This window comes from Arthrobacter sp. AOP36-A1-22 (genome assembly GCF_052377615.1).
Lineage (GTDB): Bacteria > Actinomycetota > Actinomycetes > Actinomycetales > Micrococcaceae > Arthrobacter_H.
On the sequence record NZ_JBQSWX010000015.1, the window covers coordinates 1 to 18,329 of the forward strand.

The window sequence follows — 18,329 nt, forward strand, 5'->3', positions numbered from 1 at the left end:
ATGCTGGGCAGTACACCTAGAAGTGCTAAGTACAGAAGACATTGCGGAAATACTGGCACGGATCCCAACAGCCACGTTGATTAATTCTCTGATCACACATCCAGAGCACTCCGACTGGGTGCAGAAAGGTCTTTCACTTCACGGGAACCGAAGGACTTGTCTTTTCTGCGCCAACGATCTCAATCATGACCGGCTCGAGACACTGAACAGGCACTTCGATGAAAGTACAACGGAACTGCAGGATGAGCTTCGGGAAGCTATCGAAAAAGTCGAAGAAATCACAACGTTGCTTCTTGAGCAGAGCACCTACTTTCCAGACCCCGGACTTCTGTATCCCGAGTTCCGAAAGGAATACAAGTCACTACTTCAGGCTCTCCAGGAGCGAACTGACGAAATCACTCAAGATCTCACAACCGTGCGCGAGTTGCTCGATGCCAAGCTGAAATCCCTACACGAGCCTGCTCATCTACCAGAGCACTTGAATCAAAATTCCTTCACCCTCCCGAACATCGATCGGCTAGTGACGCTTCTGGACAATCACGACGCCCGAAGTGTGGCCTTCGCTAGAGTGCGCAAAGCAGCATGCCAACAACTTGAGGCGTTCTGGATTGGCGAGCAGAAAGACTGGTTGGGTCCCCGTTAGCAGTCCAGCGGCTATGCGATAGCTAATTGGTTCTCTGCAATCCAGCGATCCCAGTGTCTGAACGGCGTCATTCCGCCGAGGGATCCATGAGGACGTTCATGATTGTAGATGTCTTTCCACTCGTCGGCCAAGTACTTTGCCTCGGCCATTGTGTCCATGATTTCTCCGGTGAGTTGTTCCCTCCTGAATTGGGCATTGAATGATTCAGCGAACCCGTTCTGCCACGGCGATCCTGGATCGATAAACGCCGTATTGACTCCGGCCGTGGCGCACCAGTTGATCAGAGCAGCAGCGGTGAACTCCGGCCCGTTATCGGACCGGACGTAAGCCGGAGTGATGCCGGTTTCAGCGATGATGTCCTCCAGAGCGGCGACCACATCCGTGGCGGTAAACGACCGACGAGGAATGATCGCCAGGGCCGTGCGGCTGTACTCATCGATAACGTTAAAGAACCTAATATGCCGGCCGCAGGAGGTCGTATCGGATTGGAAGTCGAAGCTGACCACATGCATCGGGTACTCGGCCCTGAGCCTCTTCTGCTCCCCTGCACCGGGCCCGCTACGACGTTTCTTGCGTACCTTGGGCTTGCAGGTGAGCCCCTCAAGGCGCCAGAGCCGGCAGACTCGCTTCTTATTCAGCGCTATCCCGTCCCGCTGCGGCTGCTGGAGCAGATGCCAGCGTACTTTACGCCAGCCCCATACCGGATACTTCACCGCGACCACTCGTAGATCCGCGCGCAGCCGAGCCTCTCAGAATCTGACCGCTGGACGGCCTCTGCGTAGGGCTGAGCGACTCTGGCTGAGCATCTTGCAGGCAACTTTTTCGGAAGCCCCGAACTTTTCCTGCCCCATACGCACGGCACGGCGGCGTGGTTCGGGGCTTAGAATTTTCCCCGCGCCACCTCGTTGAGAATATCGATGGCCAGTTCTTGCTCCGCCACCAGCTTCTTGAGCCTGGCGTTCTCCTTTTCGAGGTTTTTACCGCCCTGGTATGGCTGGCGTTCTTCTCGGATCCGTACTGCTGAAGCCACCGATACCACGTCGCTTCAGTGACCTGTAGTTCCTTGATGACCTCGATCATCGGCTGTCCGCCGTTAAGCATCTTCTGACCCTGACGTACTTTCGCGATGACCTGATCAGGGTTATGTCTACGTGCCATATCTGTGAATCTCCTCCCGAGTCCATTATCGGATGCGAAACTCACATAGTCACCGGGCTTCTACCAAGGGGCCCAACCAAGACGCTTACGACACAGCCATCCGCGAAGCCGACACAGCCAACAAAACACTTCAAGACAATCACACGATGGTGTGTGCTACCCGAGACAAGATCGTCCAGCTGGAGTCTGAAAAGCATGATCCTGGGCCGCCAGCCGAGTGGCTGAATCAGAGACTACACATCCTGCTCGGCCGGTCCGATATTCGGATTGTCCCCGTGGAAGAGGGACGCTACGCAATTTACAGGGATGGCTCGCCAGCGCTCCACCTTAGCGAGGGAGAATGTACCGCACTGGCTTTGCTGTACTTCGTTAAGAGCCTCAGCACTCAAGGCCGGAATCGCAGTGAGCAGATCGTCGTCATAGACGATCCCGTTTCAAGTTTGGACGACAACTTCGCAATCGGCGCCTCCAGTCTCTTATGGGCGGAGCTGGTGCAGCCGTCCGCATGTGGCTGCGGCCAGCCCGTTGCCTGCTTATGCAACCAGAAGCCTGTCCGAGACTGCGGTCAGGTGTTCCTGATGACCCACAATTTCGAACTCTTCAAAATCTGGGCAAACCAACTGGATCGCCTACCCAACAGCGCCCCCAAGGAGAAACGAGACTTCAAAATTCTCGAGCTACAAGCCCAGGCTCAGAAAGTCGACGTCGGGGTAGTCCGTCGCGTTCCCACGTGGCGCGACTGGGGATCGGACAAAAAGGACAAGGCCTTACGAACCCGTCTTCGTTCGGAATATCACTACCTCTTCTGGCGATCAGCAAGAACGCTGATTGACTGTGGCGATCGACCAACAATCGAGCAGGAAATGGATGCGGCTGTCATCCTTCCGAATGTATGTCGCCGTCTTCTCGAGGGCTTTCTCAGTTTTCGATTCCCCGAACAGATGGGCGATTTCAGGGTTCAGATGCAGACTGCACTCGACGGGATGGACGATGGCCTCACCCGCCAGAGACTAGTCACATACTTACATCATTATTCCCACAATGAACGCGTGGAGACAGGCCGGGGAATCAGCAGGCCAGAAGCAGTACACATCCTCCACGCCGTCTTTGAACTTATCCGCAAGGAAGATAAGGAACACTTCGTGGCCATGTGCCGTGCCTTAAAATTGGAGCCTCAGCTTCTGGCAGAAGGCACATCTCGCGCACCCGAAGAACCGGAAGAAGACGAGAAACAGGACCGAGCATGAACCGCCGCTCAACACTCCCGCGCGTATTCGATGAAGCCGGTACACCCGTCTGAGCGGTTCCTCCGTATGGCTCGTCGTGGAACGATCTGGGGTATAGGGATATTTGTTTAGCCACCTGATGTGCAAGGCTTCCCTGCCCTACGAGGCCCCGAACGCCGGGCACTTTGAGGACCTGCGCTGGGCGCACAGCGGATGCTTCCGACCTTCCGTTCCCCTGTGGAAGGATGACGATGACGGTCTAAATGGTTTGCCTGTTCGCACGCGACGAGTCGCCAATCGCCGCGAGATTCCTAGTACGCCGCCCCGGCCAGACGGTCCCGGTCGTCCTGCAGTTGATCTGGCTGGGTTTCCGACAACGGGCATGGAACCGTGATCAGAATTGGTAATCGCGGTAGGTGCTACGAACGTTGAATCTCCGGCCTTGCTTCCTGCGCTCCACGAATCCTACGATCGTTTCGATGTCCTTTGGCCGCATCTTCAGTTCACGACACTTGTCTCTGACTTGTTCGACCGTGACAGAGGTCCAACGCTCGGGGCTGTTCATCATGTCGGCCTTGAGCTTGTCCTCTTCATTCCATTTGAGTCCGGAGTCGTATCCGGCCGCCCACTTCGAAAGGATCTTCAGTATCCGGATCACGTCTTCAGGTAGCGGATCGCCGGTGACTGCCAGGGCGGCTTCTTGTCCGGACACAAGCTGGGAAGTCTGCCCCGGAAGAAGTCTTACCGGAATAGCGTCCTCCAGCCAAGCGGTTGTTTCGGCAGTTCCCCACTCGACGACGACAATGGCGTCAGCTTGTGAGCCCCACAGATCGTTTAGGTGTTGCCGATCGGGCCACGCGTCGATGACACGCCGGCGGGTAAGGGACCCGGCAGAGAAGCCTTGCCAGGTGAGGTGAGCCGTATCAGCTCTCCCTAGCAACCGCTTGAGAGTTTCGCTTTCGAATCTTCGCTGAGGGGTTACGACCGTAATTGGGCCACCAAGTTGTTGTGAGAGCCAGGCGACCGCGCGGGCAACCTGCGTTTCACGGGGCTCACTAGTGCCGAGTTGGGACACGGCAACTGGAAACGGGTATCCATCCGACGACATCGACGTTCTCCCTGTCTGGTTTAGACGGACCTTAGCAGTCTCCTACGACACCAGTCTCAACAGGACGACGGGCACCCAAGACCTTTGCACAGCATAGGCCATGAATATAGTGGTGCCATGAGCGGCAGTAGATCGAAGAAAAAGCTTCAATCGAAACGTGAACATCCTGAATACCTGGCAAGTGCCAAGTACACCCTTCGCACGGCAAACGCCGTCCTCACGGTCGACTTCGGTGAGGTACCTGTAACCAGAGTCAGTCAGTTTGCTGTCGGTTGGCTACGTGCGGCCTTCGCACAGAGCCGGATAATTGCGACCCTCACCGCCTCTGGATGAGGTGTGTCAAGGTTTCTCGCCTGTTCGACGAAATCGAGGACTGGATTCACTCCGAACTGTCTGAAGCCACGGAGGGGATCGCGTCGGGACTCGATATCCGCTTCGATCCTGAATTTCGGGCACTGGTTGAAGAAGCTCCGGAAAGGGGAGAATTCGACGAACTCTCGAGCTACTTCGAGCAGTGTCAGACCATGGTCGACAACATGGACTACGAGCTCCGTTTTGCAGCAATTTGAGAACGCTCCTATTCTCATGAACCGATCGATTAGCAGGGAATTCTCTTTTGGTATTTTGGGTCGCATCTGGACAGAGGCAGCGACCTATCCTGAGTACATCTATTTGCCATGACAGGTGAGTCTTGTTAAGACGGCACTTCGGATAGCGCCTGTGTATCGAAGCGGTAGCAGGTGCGCGGGCATCGGGTAGCGGTGTCGCGGAGGTTTGCGCCAGCCACGGGTCCAACTGGGGGTCACCGCGGCCGTGGGTGAATGTCGCAAGACCCCGCTCATGACCAACTTCCGCCAAGTGCTTGCCTTGCTTTCGTGAACGCGCCCCCAATCCGCAGAACGAAAGGAGGGCCGCTTGTTCGCGCCGCGATCGCCAAGGCCTGGCGCGCGCTCGTCGACAAGCAGCAGTGCAGGCGGGAGGAGAGCAAATCGCTCACCGTCAAAGACCTCGACTGCCTATTTGCCGATGGTGAGAAAGTGCTATCCGATAGCCGTGCCCGCGCTACGGGATGTCTACACAAGAGCTATCGGAAGCTCCGTCTTAACAAGTCTCGTCCTCCTCCGACTATTTGCAACCGGACTTCTTTCGCAGCTGCAACCGAAACACCTCAACGCACGTCCAGAAGTTCTCATTTTGCATGGATTAAAAATTCTCATACTGGTAGGAACTTCTGCAAAATCGATACAAAAATTCTCAAATTGTACCGGACCCTACAAGTGCTACCGCCGGCTCAGGAGCCACCCCCCGCGCCCGGCTCCGAGGCAGTGGCGCCGAACTGCGGCAAATGGCCCAACTGATCCACCTGTTCGGCCAGGGCGTCGATCACGGAGCGCAACTGGACCTGGGCCACCCGGGTGTAGGTGCGGACATACTCGATCTCCGGGACCGGCTCCCCGTATCCGGGGACGGCCGGGGCGGCGGCGGAACCGGCGCTACCCGCATTGTCTTCGGCCTTCTGCAGGATTTCCGAATATTGCTTTCGGGCCCCGTCGATGAGGCCATGGGCATATTGCTCGGCCTCGCTGACGTGCTTATCGGCGATGACCTGCGCCCGACTGAGCAGGTTCACGGTTTCGGCACTGACATCAAGGCCGGAGCCCCGATCCTCTTCAGCGCGTCGTCGCAGCGTCCGGATCTCCTCGCGGTCCGAAGCCATCTGGACGGAGGCATCGGCCAGGAACAGATTGATGGCCACGGGGTCGAGCCCGCCGACCTCCACGGCCGGGAACATGGCGTCACGGACGGCCTCCGGTGTCAGGGCGCGGGCTGATCGGGTGTCATTGGCATAGGGCATTATCGTGATCCTTCTTCGTCACTCTGGCCGATGGCCGAGGAACTCTCATCTAGGGTTGCGAACGTCTCGAAGCGGAGATCATCCGGAGCAAGTCCGGCGGTCCCCAGTTGGGCCACGGCATGCCCGACCATGGGCGGGGACCCGCAGACCAGGGCCGTCCGGCCGGCCCACGAGCCTTCGGCGGCCGCCGCGGAACCCACCAGTCCACGCAGCCCGTGGAAGGTCGGATCGTCCGAGACGACCGGTCGGTAGGTGAACCAGGGCTGTTCCGCCAGGCGGGTGAGCTTCTCGTGGTCGTAGAGGTTCCACGGCAGGCGGGCCCCATGGAACAGGTCAACCCGCGGCCCGGTTCCTTCGGTCGTCCACTGGGTGCCGACCTGGTCCAGGACCGCCGCCAGAGGCGCCAGCCCCGTGCCGCCGGCCACCAGGAGAAGGTCCTTCCCGTTCCGGGGACGGGTGAGCTGGTCGCCCATCGGGGCTCCGAGCCGGGCCGTGTCCCCGGGACGGATCTTGCGTACCGCGGTGCTACTGAACTGCCCGCCGGGCACCAACTGGATATGCAGTTCCACCAGGCCGTCCGGCTGCGGCTGGTTGGCGGGGGTCACGTAACGCCATAATCGGGGCAGCCGCCCCAGTTCCATGGCCATGGATTGGCCCGGCAGGTAGTCCATGGCCGGGGTGGTCCGCAGCTGGATCACCGTCACGTCGATGCTGCGCCGGTCAACGGAGACCACCTCGGCATCCCACCATGGGGGTGAATCCTCGGCGGCGTCCTCGGCGGCCACGACCATGATCTTCGCGATCTGGCCGTAGGCCGCGGACCAGTCCGCCGCGACGCTTTCGGTCCATTGGCTGCCCAGGAACTGCTTGAGGGTCGCCAGCAGCGAGGAACCAACGGCGGAGTAGTGTTCGGGTTCCACCGCGAATCGCCGGTGATCGCGGCCCAGTTCCTCGACGAATCCGGTATCGGAATCCAGTTTCTCCACATTGCTCACGATGTGCCCCAGCGCGCCGAACAGCTTATCGCGTTGGCTGGCCATGGAGACCGGGAACATCTCGCGCAGTTCCGGATGGGTGATGAACAGATGGGAATAGAAGTACAAGGGGGCTTCGTCGCCCGCCTGGGACATATCGGCCCAGGTGCTCTTGAGCATTTCAACATTCATGGCAGCCCCCGAAGTCCTGGAACACGGACGCTTTCGGCGTCGTCTCCCGACTCGATGCGGCGGCCCTCTGACCTATTCGGTCCATGTATTGCTATCAACTCTCATTGTGGGGGCGATCACTAACGGTCGATAACTATGCCACATAAGTCAAGGACGGAAGAGTGCAATTCGAGAGGAATCGTCTTCCCTGCCGGCCCGACCGGCGGCTGGAGGCCCGGGTCGACGGCCTCGGGGCACATGCCGGGGCGGCGGGATCCGCGGGCCCGGCAGGCTGCTTGGTTCGCCGGACCCGGAACCGTTCAGGCGGCCGGGCCCATCGGCAGGCGCGACCCCGAGGGCACGATGACCTTGCCCAGGGGCACCAGGGAGACGGGGATCAGTTTGAGGTTGGCGATGCCCAGCGGAATGCCGATGATGCTGACGAACATCGGGATGGCGGTGACCACATGCCCGATGGCGATCCAGATCCCCGCCACGAGGATCCACACGACATTGCCCACGGTGGAGAAGAATCCGGTCCGCCCGCCCCGGTCCACGATGGTGCGGCCGAAGGGCCACAGCGCATAGTTGGCGATCCTGAACGAGGCCAGCCCGAAGGGGATGGTCACGATCAGCACGCAACACACGACCCCGGCGGCCAGGTAGCCCAGGGCCAGCCAGAATCCGCCGAAGACGAGCCAGATGATGTTCAGGATCAGGTTCAGGGGTCCGTTCATGTCTCCAGTGTGCCCGTCCGCGGCCGGCGCCGCCATCCGGGAAGACCCTGACATGACGTCCATCGCGGCGACGACTAACGTGGACCCAATGAATGATCCCGCAGCCCCCAAGCCCCCTGTCAACGGCCGCGCCGCCGACGATTTGCGCTTCTACCGGACCGATCCGGTGTCCTTCGTCCGTCGCGGGTCCCGTTTGCACGGCAAGCGCAAGGACTCCTGGGACCGGCTCTCCGGGGACTACGTCATCCAGGTTCCGCGCCACCACGCAGACACCTCGGTCCACGAGGATTTCCGCTTCGACGCCGAGGAGGCCTTCGGCCGTCGGGCCCCGCTGACCGTGGAGATCGGCACCGGGCTGGGCGAAGCCATCGCCGAAGCCGCCGAGGCCCATCCCGAACGGGATTTCCTCGCCGTGGAGGTCTATCTGCCCGGCCTGGCGCAGCTGATGGCCCGGATCGACGCGAAGGGACTGACCAATGTGCGGGCCGTGCAGGCCAACGCCCCCGAGGTCCTCGATGTGATGCTGGAGCCCGGTTCGGTGGATGAACTCTGGATCTTCTTCTCCGACCCCTGGCATAAGACCCGGCACCACAAGCGTCGGCTCATCAAGGAATCGTTCCTGCCCAAGGCCGCCCGTGTGCTGGCCCCCGGCGGCATCTGGCGCCTGGCCACCGATTGGTCGCAGTATGCCGAACAGATGCGTTCGATCCTCGACGCCTCGAAGGATTTCACCTCCCTGCACCCCGGCGAATGCGCCGGGGAGGACTCCCCCCTGAGCCGGGTCCGCCGCGACGGTCTGGAGGGCCACGACCCGGAGCCGGGTTTCACAGACGATCTCGGGGGGTGGGCCCCACGCTACGCGGGGCGGGTGCGCACGAGCTTCGAGGCCAAGGCCGTGGCCGCGGGCCGTCTGGTCTTCGATCTGGCCTATCGCCGGGAACCGGAGGCGGACGGGGACCGCCGGGGGCCGGTCAGCTGAACGGAGGGGTCCCCCCGATGAGGATCCGGGCCAGGTTGTGCAGCGAGAGCGTGCCGGGGTCCCGGTACCCGTATTCGGGGTCATCGGATCCGGGCACGAAGCGGGAGGTGTTGTGCCCGGTGACGGCATGCAGCCCCGATTCCGGGTGTCCTTCCACGGCGAACGGCAGCCCGGCGACCGTGGTCCGCCCACTGAGGAGCCGGCCGCATCGGGCCAGCAGGTCCCGGCTCGCCACGGCCTCGTATCGGCGGCTTGGTGGGATGCCCAAGTCAGACGGGTCCCGCAACAAGCGGTCCGGAATTCCCGCCGAACCAATGGTGGCCAGTGTGTCGATCAAGGGGCCCGCCTGGCCGGCCGGGGGTGGTTCGGCATCCAACCGGGCGAGCGCGTACGCGGCCAACGTCGCCCCGTAGGAATGTGCTTCGATCGCCATCCTGGCCGTACGGGGAAGGAGCTCCCCGACCCGACGGATGTCGAAGGCCAGCCGCGCGGCACAGGTCCGGGCGGTACGGTCCGAGAGGGCCCTGAACATCCCCGGTGCGGGATACCCGAGCCAGGCGATGACGGCCGGGGCTCCGGCACCGGCGGCCCGCTGTTCGAGCAGGAGTTCGCCGGCTTCACGGGCCGTGCCCCACATGGCGGTTCCGGGACGGATGCCTGCCCCGGAGACCTGCCAGGTCAGGTGGGTGGCATGGTCGGGGTCCCCGAGCACCACGGCCGCCAACGGATGCGGTCCTTCCAGGTCCAGGAAGAGCAGCCGTCTGGCGGGAAGCCGCCGGTGCATGGACGTGGGCCTCAGCGCATGGGCGACCCCGTCCACTGCCGCCTTGCGGTCCTGATCGAATCCGTCACGCCGGCCCTTGGTGATCTCGAAGCCGCGCTCCGCCCGCTCGATCAGCTCGGCAACGGTCGCCAGCGTCCCGGGGACCATGAGGTGTCCGCCTAGTCCTGGGCTCGCCAGATGACGACGGCCTGGCTGCGGGCCCTGGGGCGTTCCCCCCGGGCCAGGGTGACGACGTCACCGCCGCCGGCTCCGGCGGCAAAGACCCGTTCCATCTCCGAGGACCTGCGGTCGGCTTCGGCCAGTTCCTGACTCAGTTCCGCCACACGGGAACGCAGCGCCGCAACCTGGTTCTCGAGTTCCAGGACCCGCCGGATCCCTTCCAGCGAGACCCCCGCCTTCGAGAGGCTCTGGACCTCCCGCAGCAATTCGACATCATGCTTGGAATAGCGCCGCTGCTTGCCGCGCTGCCGCGAGGGCGAGACCAATCCCATGCGGTCGTACTGGCGCAGTGTCTGCGGGTGCATATCGGCCAGTTCGGCCGCGACGGAGATCACGAATACCGGGATGAAACGATCGTTGATGGCCAGTGCCTTGCCTACCGCCATGTGCTTGCCTCCTCCTGGTGTGTTCGGTTCCGCCGTGCTTCCCGCGCCCCGGGCCCGCCGCTAGAGTACCGCCTTGGTGGCGATCCCGGCGCGGGGATCCGCGTCGGCGGTTGCTTCGGCGAAGGCCTTGACGGCTTCCTGCGCCTCGGCATTGAGCTTCTGCGGTACGACGACCTCGACGGTGACCAGCAGATCGCCGACGGCCTTGGACGTCTTCACCCCGCGCCCCTTCAGCCGCAGGGTCCGCCCCGATGAGGTCCCGGCGGGGATCTTCATCTTCACGGTCTCCCCGGTCAGCGTGGGGACCTCCAACGTGGCTCCCAGGGCGGCCTCGGAGAAGCCCACCGGCAGGTGGATCCGGATGTTGTTGCCCTCGCGGGCGAAGAAGGCATGCGGTTTGACCGAAACCTTCACCAACAGGTCCCCGTTTCCTGCCGGGCTGCGCTGGCCCTTGCCCCGGACCCTGACACTCTGGCCGTCACGGATGCCCGCGGGGATGCGCACGTCGATGACGTCGCCATCGGGTTCGCGCAGTCCGATGCTGGTGCCGCGGATGGACCCGGCGAAGGAAATCGTGGTCGAAGCGGTCCGATCGGCGCCCTTCTGCGGGGCCTGCTGGAAGCCGCCGAATCCGCCACCACCAAAGAGGTCCGCGAATTCGGGGGGAACCTGGCCGCCTCCGGGGAACCCGCCACCGCGGCGTCCCCCGCCCCCCTGGTTGAACAGGTTGCCGAAGACGTCGTCGAATCCCGCGCCGCCACCGGAGGGCCCCCCGGCGCCTCCGGAGGTGAACCGGGCGCCGGATCCCATCGCCCGGATGGCGTCGTACTGTTCGCGTTCCTCGGGGTCGGACAGCACCGAATTGGCCTCGGTGATGTCCTTGAACTTCTTTTCCGCGGCCTCATCGCCGGGATTGGTGTCGGGGTGGTATTTGCGCGCCATCTTGCGGTAGGACTTCTTGATATCGGCGTCGCTGGCGTCCTTGGAGACGCCGAGGGTGGCGTAGAAATCCTTGTTGACCCAATCCTGACTGGCCATCGGGCGCCTCCTGTTTCCTGGTTGTTTCTCAAGCTAATGGGGTCCCGGCCGCCCCACCGGTGGTGGGGCGGCCGGGGGTGGTTCATTCTCCCGTGGAGACAACCACCTGGGCGGCACGGATGACGCGCTCGCCCTTCTGGTAGCCGATCCGCAGGACCTGGGCCACGTGGTCCTCGGGGACCTCGGAGCTGGGTTGCTGCATCAGGGCCTCGTGGAAGTTCGGGTCGAAGACGACCCCCACTTCCTCGATCCGGGTCAGTCCGTGGCCCGCGAGGATGGCGTCGATCTTGTTCGCCACCGCCGCGAACGGCCCTTCCTCGAGATCGCCGTGCTTGCGGGCGGCGTCGAGATCGTCGAGTACGGGCAGCAGGCTGACGAGCACCGACTGGACGGCGAGGTCGCGCACGGATTCCCGATCGCGCTCGACGCGCTTGCGGTAGTTCACGTACTCGGCCTGCAGACGCAGCAGGTCGTTACGCAGTTCCGCTTCGACGTCGGACGCCGCCGCGGGCTGCTCCTGCTGGTCGCCTGCCTCGTTGAGGATCTGCTCGGCCTGGGCCAGCGCATCCTCCGACTCGGCACCTTCCGCTGCAGCGGTCGCTTCCTCATGCCCTTCGGCGCCGCGCACTTCGCCCGTCTCGGGATCGACCTTGCGCTTATCGGTGAAGCGCACCGGCTCGTCGCCGTCGTGCTCTTCTTCGTTGCCGTGTTCTGGCATCAGATTCGAACCGCCTTACTTCTTCTCTTCGTCTTCTTCGTCGACAACCTCGGCGTCGACGATGTCCTCGTCGGGCGCCTCGGTGCCTTCGGACTCCCCGGCTTCACCGGCGGCGCCTTCGGACTCGGCCTGGGCGTAGATGGCTTCGCCGAGCTTGGTCTGCGACTCCTGGAGCTTCTCGTACGCGGCCTTGACCTCGTCGTCGTTGTCCTGGCCCTCAAGGGCAGCCTTGACGGCGTCGACGTCGGCCTGGACCTCGGTCTTGACCTCCTCGGGCAGCTTGTCCTCGTTGTCCTTGATGAGCTTGTCCACGGAGTAGGCGGACTGCTCGGCGGAGTTGCGGGTGTCGGCGGCCTCGCGGCGCACCTTGTCCTCGGCGGCGTGCTCCTCGGCTTCCTGGACCATGCGGTCGATGTCTTCCTTCGCCAGCGAGGTACCGCCGGTGATGGTCATCGACTGCTCGGTGCCGGTGCCCTTGTCCTTGGCGGAGACGTGCACGATGCCGTTGGCGTCGATGTCGAAGGTGACCTCGACCTGCGGCACGCCACGCTGGGCCGGCGCGATGCCGGTCAGTTCGAACGTGCCCAGCGGCTTGTTGTCCCGGGTGAACTCGCGTTCGCCCTGGAAGACCTGGATCGACACGGACGGCTGGTTGTCGTCGGCCGTGGTGAAGGTTTCCGAACGCTTGGTCGGGATGGCCGTGTTGCGCTCGATGAGCTTGGTCATCACCCCGCCCTTGGTCTCGATGCCCAGCGATAGCGGGGTCACGTCGATCAGCAGGACGTCCTTGCGCTCGCCCTTCAGGACACCGGCCTGCAGCGCGGCGCCCACGGCGACGACCTCATCCGGGTTGACGCCCTTGTTGGCTTCCTTGCCGGCCAGTTCCTGGACCAGCTCGGCAACGGCCGGCATGCGGGTGGAGCCGCCGACGAGGATGACGTGCGCGATATCGGAGACCTTGACGCCGGCTTCCTTGATCACGTCGTTGAACGGCTTGCGGGCCCGCTCCAGCAGATCCTTGGTGAGGTCCTGGAACTTGGCGCGGGAGAGGTGCTCGTCCAGGTGGACCGGGCCATCGGCGGTGACCGAAAGGTACTGCAGCGAGATGTTGGTGCTGGAGGCGCTGGAGAGTTCCTTCTTGGCCTGCTCGGCCGCTTCCTTCAGACGCTGCAGGGCGATCTTGTCCTTGGACAGGTCGGCACCCTTGGCCTTGGCCTGGGACAGCAGCCAGTCGACGACGCGCTGATCCCAGTCGTCGCCACCGAGGCGGTTGTCGCCGGAGGTCGAGCGCACCTGGATGGTGGAGAAGTCGTCTTCGTCCTTGCCGACTTCGAGCAGCGAGACGTCGAAGGTGCCGCCGCCGAGGTCGAACACGAGGATCAGCTCGTCTTCCTTGCCCTTGTCCAGGCCGTAGGCCAGTGCGGCAGCCGTGGGCTCGTTGACGATGCGCAGCACGTTCAGGCCCGAGATCTCGCCGGCTTCCTTGGTGGCCTGGCGCTCGGCGTCGTTGAAGTAGGCCGGGACGGTGATGACCGCGTCGGTGACCTTTTCGCCCAGGTAGGACTCGGCGTCGTGCTTAAGCTTCATGAGGGTACGGGCGGAGATTTCCTGCGCCGTGTACTTCTTGTCATCGATGGTGGTGCTCCAGTCGGTGCCCATGCTGCGCTTGACCGAGGAGATCGTGCGATCGATGTTGTTGACTGCCTGGCGCTTGGCGATTTCGCCGACCAGGACTTCGCCGGCCTTGGAGAAGGCCACCACGGACGGAGTGGTGCGTGCGCCTTCGGCGTTGGCGATGACAGTGGGCTCGCCGCCTTCCAGGACGGAGACGACCGAGTTGGTGGTTCCGAGGTCGATACCTACGGCACGAGACATAATGCATCCTTCTTTCCGGTGGGAAATGCTGGTTCCTCCGCCCAACCGGGGAGGTTGAGCGTTCTGCACTCAAGTCTACTCGGGCTCATTTCATTGTCAATTCGAACTTGAGCGCAGTTGGCTCAAGTTTGGATTCCGGCCCCGATCCGGGCACGCAAAAGGCGCCTTTGCCCCGTCAAATGACGGGGCAACGGCGCCTGGGACGGTGAACGGGGTGATCCGATTCACCTCATGCGTGGAGGTCTAGCCCTTGGAATTGGACTGCGGTGCTCCGGCTCGACGGCTACCGCGACCGCGCCCCGGGCGTCCGGCGCCAAGGGCTTCCTGGGTCTTCTGCCCGATGGCGTCACCGATGGTGTTGCCCTGGCGGGCCCCCGATGAGGTGGGACGCGGGGACGAGGACGGGCGGCTGGTGTTGGCATCGCGCCCCTCGGGACGCCCCGACCCCTGGCGCTGTCCGGAACGGCTGCGGCCGCCCCCGGAACGCTGGCTTCCGGCACGCTGGCCGCCATTGCGCCCTCCGGCACGCTCACCGTTGCGTTCCCCGCGCACGGGGCCCGGACGGCCGCCGCGCTCGCCACGGGGCCGGTCATCACGTGACCGCTCGCCTCCGTCGCGTCCGCCACGGCTGTCGACACCGGCTGCGGAGCCTTCGCCACGAGCCGCCGGACGCCCCGGACGTGAGTTCCCGCGCCCGCCCCGGCGGCGTCCACGGCCTCCGGCGGCATCGGAATCGGCCAGGGTCTTGGCGCGCGGGTTCGATTGCGGGCGCGGCGCCACATAGGTGACCGGCTCGGCCTTGTCGCCGCGGACGGCGGCCACGGCCGCGGACTGCGGGCTGACCTTTTCGAAGGGGACCTTGATCCCGGCGGCCCGCATCAGGGACTTCACGTCCCCCTGCTGGTCGGGGGTCGCGATGGTTGCCACCGCGCCGGCGGATCCGGCGCGGGCGGTCCGGCCGGAACGGTGCAGGTATGCCTTGTGCTCGGCGGGCGGATCGATATGGACGACCAGCTCGACGCCATCGACGTGCACACCACGGGCGGCGACGTCGGTGGCCACCAGCACGCGGGCATCCCCACCGGAGAATGCCGCCAGGTTGCGGTCCCGGGCGTTCTGGCTCAGGTTCCCATGCAGGTCCACCGCGGGGACCCCCGCTTTGGATAGCCAGACGGCCATCTTCTTGGCGTGGTGCTTGGTGCGCATGAACATGATGCGTCGTCCGGTCCCCGACGCCAGTTCGAGCACCAGCTCCTTCTTGGAGTCGGCGTCGACGACGAACACGTGGTGGTCCATGGTGTCCACGGCGGCCTGCGAGGAATCCACCGAGTGGACGACGGGCTGGTCGAGGTAGCGCTGGACGAGTTTGTCGACGCCGTTGTCCAGGGTCGCCGAGAAGAGCATGTGCTGGATGCCGCGCGGGGTCTGGTCCAGGATCCGCTTGACCACGGGCAGGAAACCGAGGTCGGCCATGTGGTCGGCTTCGTCCAGGACGGAGACCTCGACGCGGGAGAGGTCCACGACCTTCTGGCGCAACAGGTCCTCGAGGCGGCCGGGGCAGGCGATGACGATGTCGACGCCGGAGTTCAGCTCCTTCTCCTGGCGGACCTGGGAGACGCCACCGAAGATGACCGTGGTGCGCAGATCCGCGCCTTCGGCCAGCGGGATGACGACCCGGCTGATCTGGGTGGCCAGTTCACGGGTGGGAGCCATGATCAGCGCCCGGGGGAAACGCGCCTTGCGCGGTTTAGGGTTCGCTGCCAGCCGGGCCACCAGCGGCAGCGAGAAGGCCAGCGTCTTGCCGGAGCCGGTCCGGCCCCGACCCAGGACGTCCTTGCCTTCCAGTGTGGAGGGAAGCGTGGCTTCCTGGATGGGGAAGGCGGTGTCGATGCCCTGGCCGGACAGGATGGTCGCCAGGCGTGCGGGCACGCCGAGGGAAGTAAAGGAAACGCTCACGGGGCTGCTTTCGGTCGTTGCTGTGCGCAACCGGGTTCGGCGCGCTATCTCGCCGAAGAAAAGGAATGCCTGGGCCCGGTGGTTCTGGGCTCCGCCGGACCTCCACGGGGGTGGCCGGCCTTCCGCCGCAACGTAGTGCCCCGCTCAAGGCGGGACGACGGCGGGAAAAGGATCAAATCTGTCGACGCATGGCTGGTCCACCGCACATCCTGCCGGTGGGACGAGCCACAAGGGCCCACCCTACCAGCAGGCCGACCGGCCGACCTCCGCTAGTTCCCGACCTTGGACAGTTTCGAGGGCCACCAGATGGCCTTTCCGAGGTCGTGGGCCAGTGCCGGCACCAATAAGGAGCGCACCACCAGGGTGTCCAACAGCACACCGAAAGAGACGATGAAGGCCAGCTGGGCCAGGAACATGATGGGGATGACACCCAAGGCGGCGAAGGTCGCAGCCAGGACGACGCCGGCCGAGGTGATCACCCCGCCGGTGACCGCCAACCCACGCAAAACCCCCTCCCGGGTGCCGTGCTTGAGCGATTCCTCCCTGACCCTGGTCATCAAGAAGATGTTGTAGTCCACCCCGAGCGCCACGAGGAAGACGAACCCGAACAGGGGAACCGAGGGGTCGGCCCCGGGGAAGTCGAAGATCCCGTTGAACACCCAGGCCGAGACGCCCATGGCCGTTCCGTAGGACAGCACCGTGGTGATGACCAGCAGCACCGGGGCCAGGATCGAACGCAGCAGCAGCATGAGGATCACCAGGATGGCCAACAGGATCAGCGGGATGATCTTCACCAGGTCCTCCTCGGCAGTGACGTTGGTGTCCAGGGAGATCGCGGTGGGACCGCCGATGAGTGCGTCCGGATCCACCTGCCGCGCTTCTCGGCGCAGCGACACCACCGACTGTTCCGCTGCAGCGGAATCGGCCGCCGCGTCGAGGGTGATGGAGATCAGGTTCCGTCCGTCCACCTCCTGGGCGGGGCGCTCCCGCCCCGGGGCTCCGCCCCCTGCCGGCCCGCCGCCCTCCGCCTGCAGGTAGGCCGAGGCCACGCCGTCGTCCTTCTTCACCGTCTCGAGCATTGTCCCGGCGCTGCCGCTGGCGGTGATCAGCACCGCCGGGCTGCCGGCTCCGGCGTCGAAGTGCCGGGCCAGGACGTCCTGGCCGGTCGCCGATTCGGTCTCGCCCAACACCAGCTCGCTTTGGGGCACCCCGGTGGCCTTGAGCTGGGTGATGCCCAGGGACCCGACGATGAGCACCAGCGCCGTGGCGATCCAGATCCGGCGTGGATGCCGGCCAACCAGCCGGGCCACCGAGCCCCAGAGGCCGATCGCGGCCACGGGAGAGGGATCGAGATGATCGGCATGGTGCGGAACGAACGGCCAGTAGGCGGTCCTGCCCAACAGGGTCAGTGCCGCCGGCAGGAACGTCAGGACGGCAATCACCGAACAGATGATCCCCGAGGCCCCGATCGGCCCGAGCGCCTTATTGGAGTTCAAGTCCGAGAACGTCAGGCACAACAACCCGACGGTGACCGTCCCGGCCGAGGCGACGATGGGTTCGGCGGCCCCCTTCAGCGCCCGGGCGGCGGCATCGAATCCGCGGTGGCCGGCTGCGATGGTCTCCCGATGGCGGGCCACCAGCAGGAGCGAATAGTCGGTGGCGGCGCCGATCACCAGGATCGAGAGGATCCCCTGGCTCTGTCCATCGAGTTTGATCCAGTCCCATTTGGCCATCCAGAACACCGCAAGGATCGCCAGGCACAGGGCGGCGACGGCGGTGAACAGCACCGTGAACGGCAACAGCAGGGAACGGTAGACCAACAGCAGGATCACCAGGACGGCGCTCAGGGCCACGAGCAGCAGGATCCCGTCGATCCCGGCGAAGGCCTCCACCAGGTCGGCGGTGAATCCCGCCGGGCCCGTGACATAGGCGTCCACCCCGTCGGGGACCTGCTGGGCCAGGACGTCGCGCAGCTCGGCCACGGCGGCGTCGGCTTCCATGTCCTCGGTCAGCGGGACCACCAGTTCCAACGCCGTGCCGTCCTCGGACGGGAAGGGCCCGGCGATGTCCCCGGAGACCAGGTGCTCCGCCTCGATCTTCTTCTTCAGTGCGTCGGCGTCGAAGGAGTCGACATCGGCCGCGGTTCTTCCTTCGAGCACCACGACGGCGGGGACTGCTTCGCTCTCGCTGAAGCCGGCCTGGGCGTCCAGGGCCTGTGTGGCCTCGGCCGTGGCCGGGAGGAACCCCGCCTGGTCGTTGGTCTGCACCTGGTCCAGCTTCCCGAAGGTCGGACCTCCGACCCCGGCCACCCCGAGCCAGACCGCGACCACGAGCACCGCCAACAGGGCCCGAAGCACCGGCCCCCGGTTCCGGCGGCTCCCGGCCGGTGTCAAGGGCGAACCGGTCTGGGGGTCCTGGCTCTGCTGGGTCATCTCTACTCCTCGGCCCGGGCGGCACGGCCGTCCCCGATGTTCGTTTCCCTCAGATCCTACTTTAGTTCCA

At 64.2% G+C, this 18,329-nt stretch carries 15 protein-coding genes and 1 pseudogene; 4 read left to right on the forward strand and 12 right to left on the reverse strand.

The features are described from left to right. The coding region (locus tag ACT3S2_RS10045; RefSeq protein WP_444561666.1) for an AAA family ATPase at positions 1-643 on the forward strand (643 nt) is incomplete at its 5' end. 11 nt (positions 644-654) lie between these two features. Here ACT3S2_RS10045 and ACT3S2_RS10050 read toward each other — a convergent pair. Next, positions 655-1,801 (reverse strand): annotated as a pseudogene (locus ACT3S2_RS10050) (IS3 family transposase). 32 nt (positions 1,802-1,833) lie between these two features. Between ACT3S2_RS10050 and ACT3S2_RS10055 the strand changes: the two are divergent. Then, positions 1,834-3,048: an AAA family ATPase gene (locus tag ACT3S2_RS10055; protein WP_444554892.1), complete on the forward strand. Its 1,215-nt coding sequence runs from the start codon at positions 1,834-1,836 to the stop codon at positions 3,046-3,048. Positions 3,049-3,421: 373 nt separating this feature from the next. Here ACT3S2_RS10055 and ACT3S2_RS10060 read toward each other — a convergent pair whose 3' ends face one another. Further along, positions 3,422-4,135: a hypothetical protein gene (locus tag ACT3S2_RS10060; protein ID WP_444554891.1), complete on the reverse strand. Its 714-nt coding sequence runs from the start codon at positions 4,133-4,135 to the stop codon at positions 3,422-3,424. A 329-nt stretch (positions 4,136-4,464) separates the two neighbouring features. On the opposite strand from ACT3S2_RS10060, the gene ACT3S2_RS10065 reads away from it, so the two are divergent. Continuing rightward, the gene (locus ACT3S2_RS10065) at positions 4,465-4,704 is read left to right on the forward strand and encodes a hypothetical protein (protein WP_444554890.1); all 240 of its coding nucleotides are present in this window, start codon (positions 4,465-4,467) and stop codon (positions 4,702-4,704) included. Between the two features lie 722 nt (positions 4,705-5,426). Here ACT3S2_RS10065 and ACT3S2_RS10070 read toward each other — a convergent pair. The 3 genes from ACT3S2_RS10070 to ACT3S2_RS10080 form a co-directional block, all read right to left on the reverse strand. Then, positions 5,427-5,990, reverse strand: a complete 564-nt coding sequence (locus ACT3S2_RS10070; protein ID WP_444554889.1) for a hypothetical protein — start codon at positions 5,988-5,990, stop codon at positions 5,427-5,429. Continuing rightward, positions 5,990-7,156, reverse strand: coding sequence for a globin domain-containing protein (locus tag ACT3S2_RS10075; protein WP_444554888.1), 1,167 nt, complete (start codon positions 7,154-7,156; stop codon positions 5,990-5,992). Before ACT3S2_RS10075 ends, ACT3S2_RS10070 begins: the two co-directional genes overlap by 1 nt. Positions 7,157-7,455: 299 nt before the next feature. Then, a complete protein-coding gene (locus tag ACT3S2_RS10080) occupies positions 7,456-7,872 on the reverse strand; it encodes a YccF domain-containing protein (protein WP_444554887.1) in 417 nt (138 codons plus the stop codon). Positions 7,873-7,960: 88 nt separating this feature from the next. Here ACT3S2_RS10080 and trmB point away from each other — a divergent pair, with 88 nt between their 5' ends. Beyond that, the gene (gene trmB / locus ACT3S2_RS10085) at positions 7,961-8,851 is read left to right on the forward strand and encodes a tRNA (guanosine(46)-N7)-methyltransferase TrmB (protein ID WP_444554886.1); all 891 of its coding nucleotides are present in this window, start codon (positions 7,961-7,963) and stop codon (positions 8,849-8,851) included. On the opposite strand, the gene ACT3S2_RS10090 is transcribed toward trmB, so the two are convergent. The 7 genes from ACT3S2_RS10090 to ACT3S2_RS10120 form a co-directional block, all read right to left on the reverse strand. Then, positions 8,844-9,782: an alpha/beta hydrolase gene (locus ACT3S2_RS10090; protein WP_444554885.1), complete on the reverse strand. Its 939-nt coding sequence runs from the start codon at positions 9,780-9,782 to the stop codon at positions 8,844-8,846. The two genes, trmB and ACT3S2_RS10090, sit on opposite strands and share 8 nt — an antisense overlap. 11 nt (positions 9,783-9,793) lie before the next feature. Next, positions 9,794-10,240: a heat shock protein transcriptional repressor HspR gene (locus ACT3S2_RS10095; protein WP_444554884.1), complete on the reverse strand. Its 447-nt coding sequence runs from the start codon at positions 10,238-10,240 to the stop codon at positions 9,794-9,796. Between the two features lie 60 nt (positions 10,241-10,300). Next, positions 10,301-11,278: a DnaJ C-terminal domain-containing protein gene (locus ACT3S2_RS10100; protein ID WP_444554883.1), complete on the reverse strand. Its 978-nt coding sequence runs from the start codon at positions 11,276-11,278 to the stop codon at positions 10,301-10,303. 82 nt (positions 11,279-11,360) lie between these two features. After that, a complete protein-coding gene (locus tag ACT3S2_RS10105; RefSeq protein WP_444554882.1) occupies positions 11,361-11,996 on the reverse strand; it encodes a nucleotide exchange factor GrpE in 636 nt (211 codons plus the stop codon). A 15-nt stretch (positions 11,997-12,011) separates the two neighbouring features. Continuing rightward, the gene (gene dnaK, locus ACT3S2_RS10110) at positions 12,012-13,871 is read right to left on the reverse strand and encodes a molecular chaperone DnaK (RefSeq protein WP_444554881.1); all 1,860 of its coding nucleotides are present in this window, start codon (positions 13,869-13,871) and stop codon (positions 12,012-12,014) included. 243 nt (positions 13,872-14,114) lie between these two features. Next, on the reverse strand, positions 14,115-15,827 hold the full coding sequence (locus ACT3S2_RS10115; RefSeq protein WP_444561667.1) for a DEAD/DEAH box helicase: 1,713 nt from the start codon (positions 15,825-15,827) through the stop codon (positions 14,115-14,117). Positions 15,828-16,096: 269 nt separating this feature from the next. Beyond that, a complete protein-coding gene (locus ACT3S2_RS10120) occupies positions 16,097-18,259 on the reverse strand; it encodes an MMPL family transporter (RefSeq protein ID WP_444554879.1) in 2,163 nt (720 codons plus the stop codon). Positions 18,260-18,329: the final 70 nt, after the last annotated feature.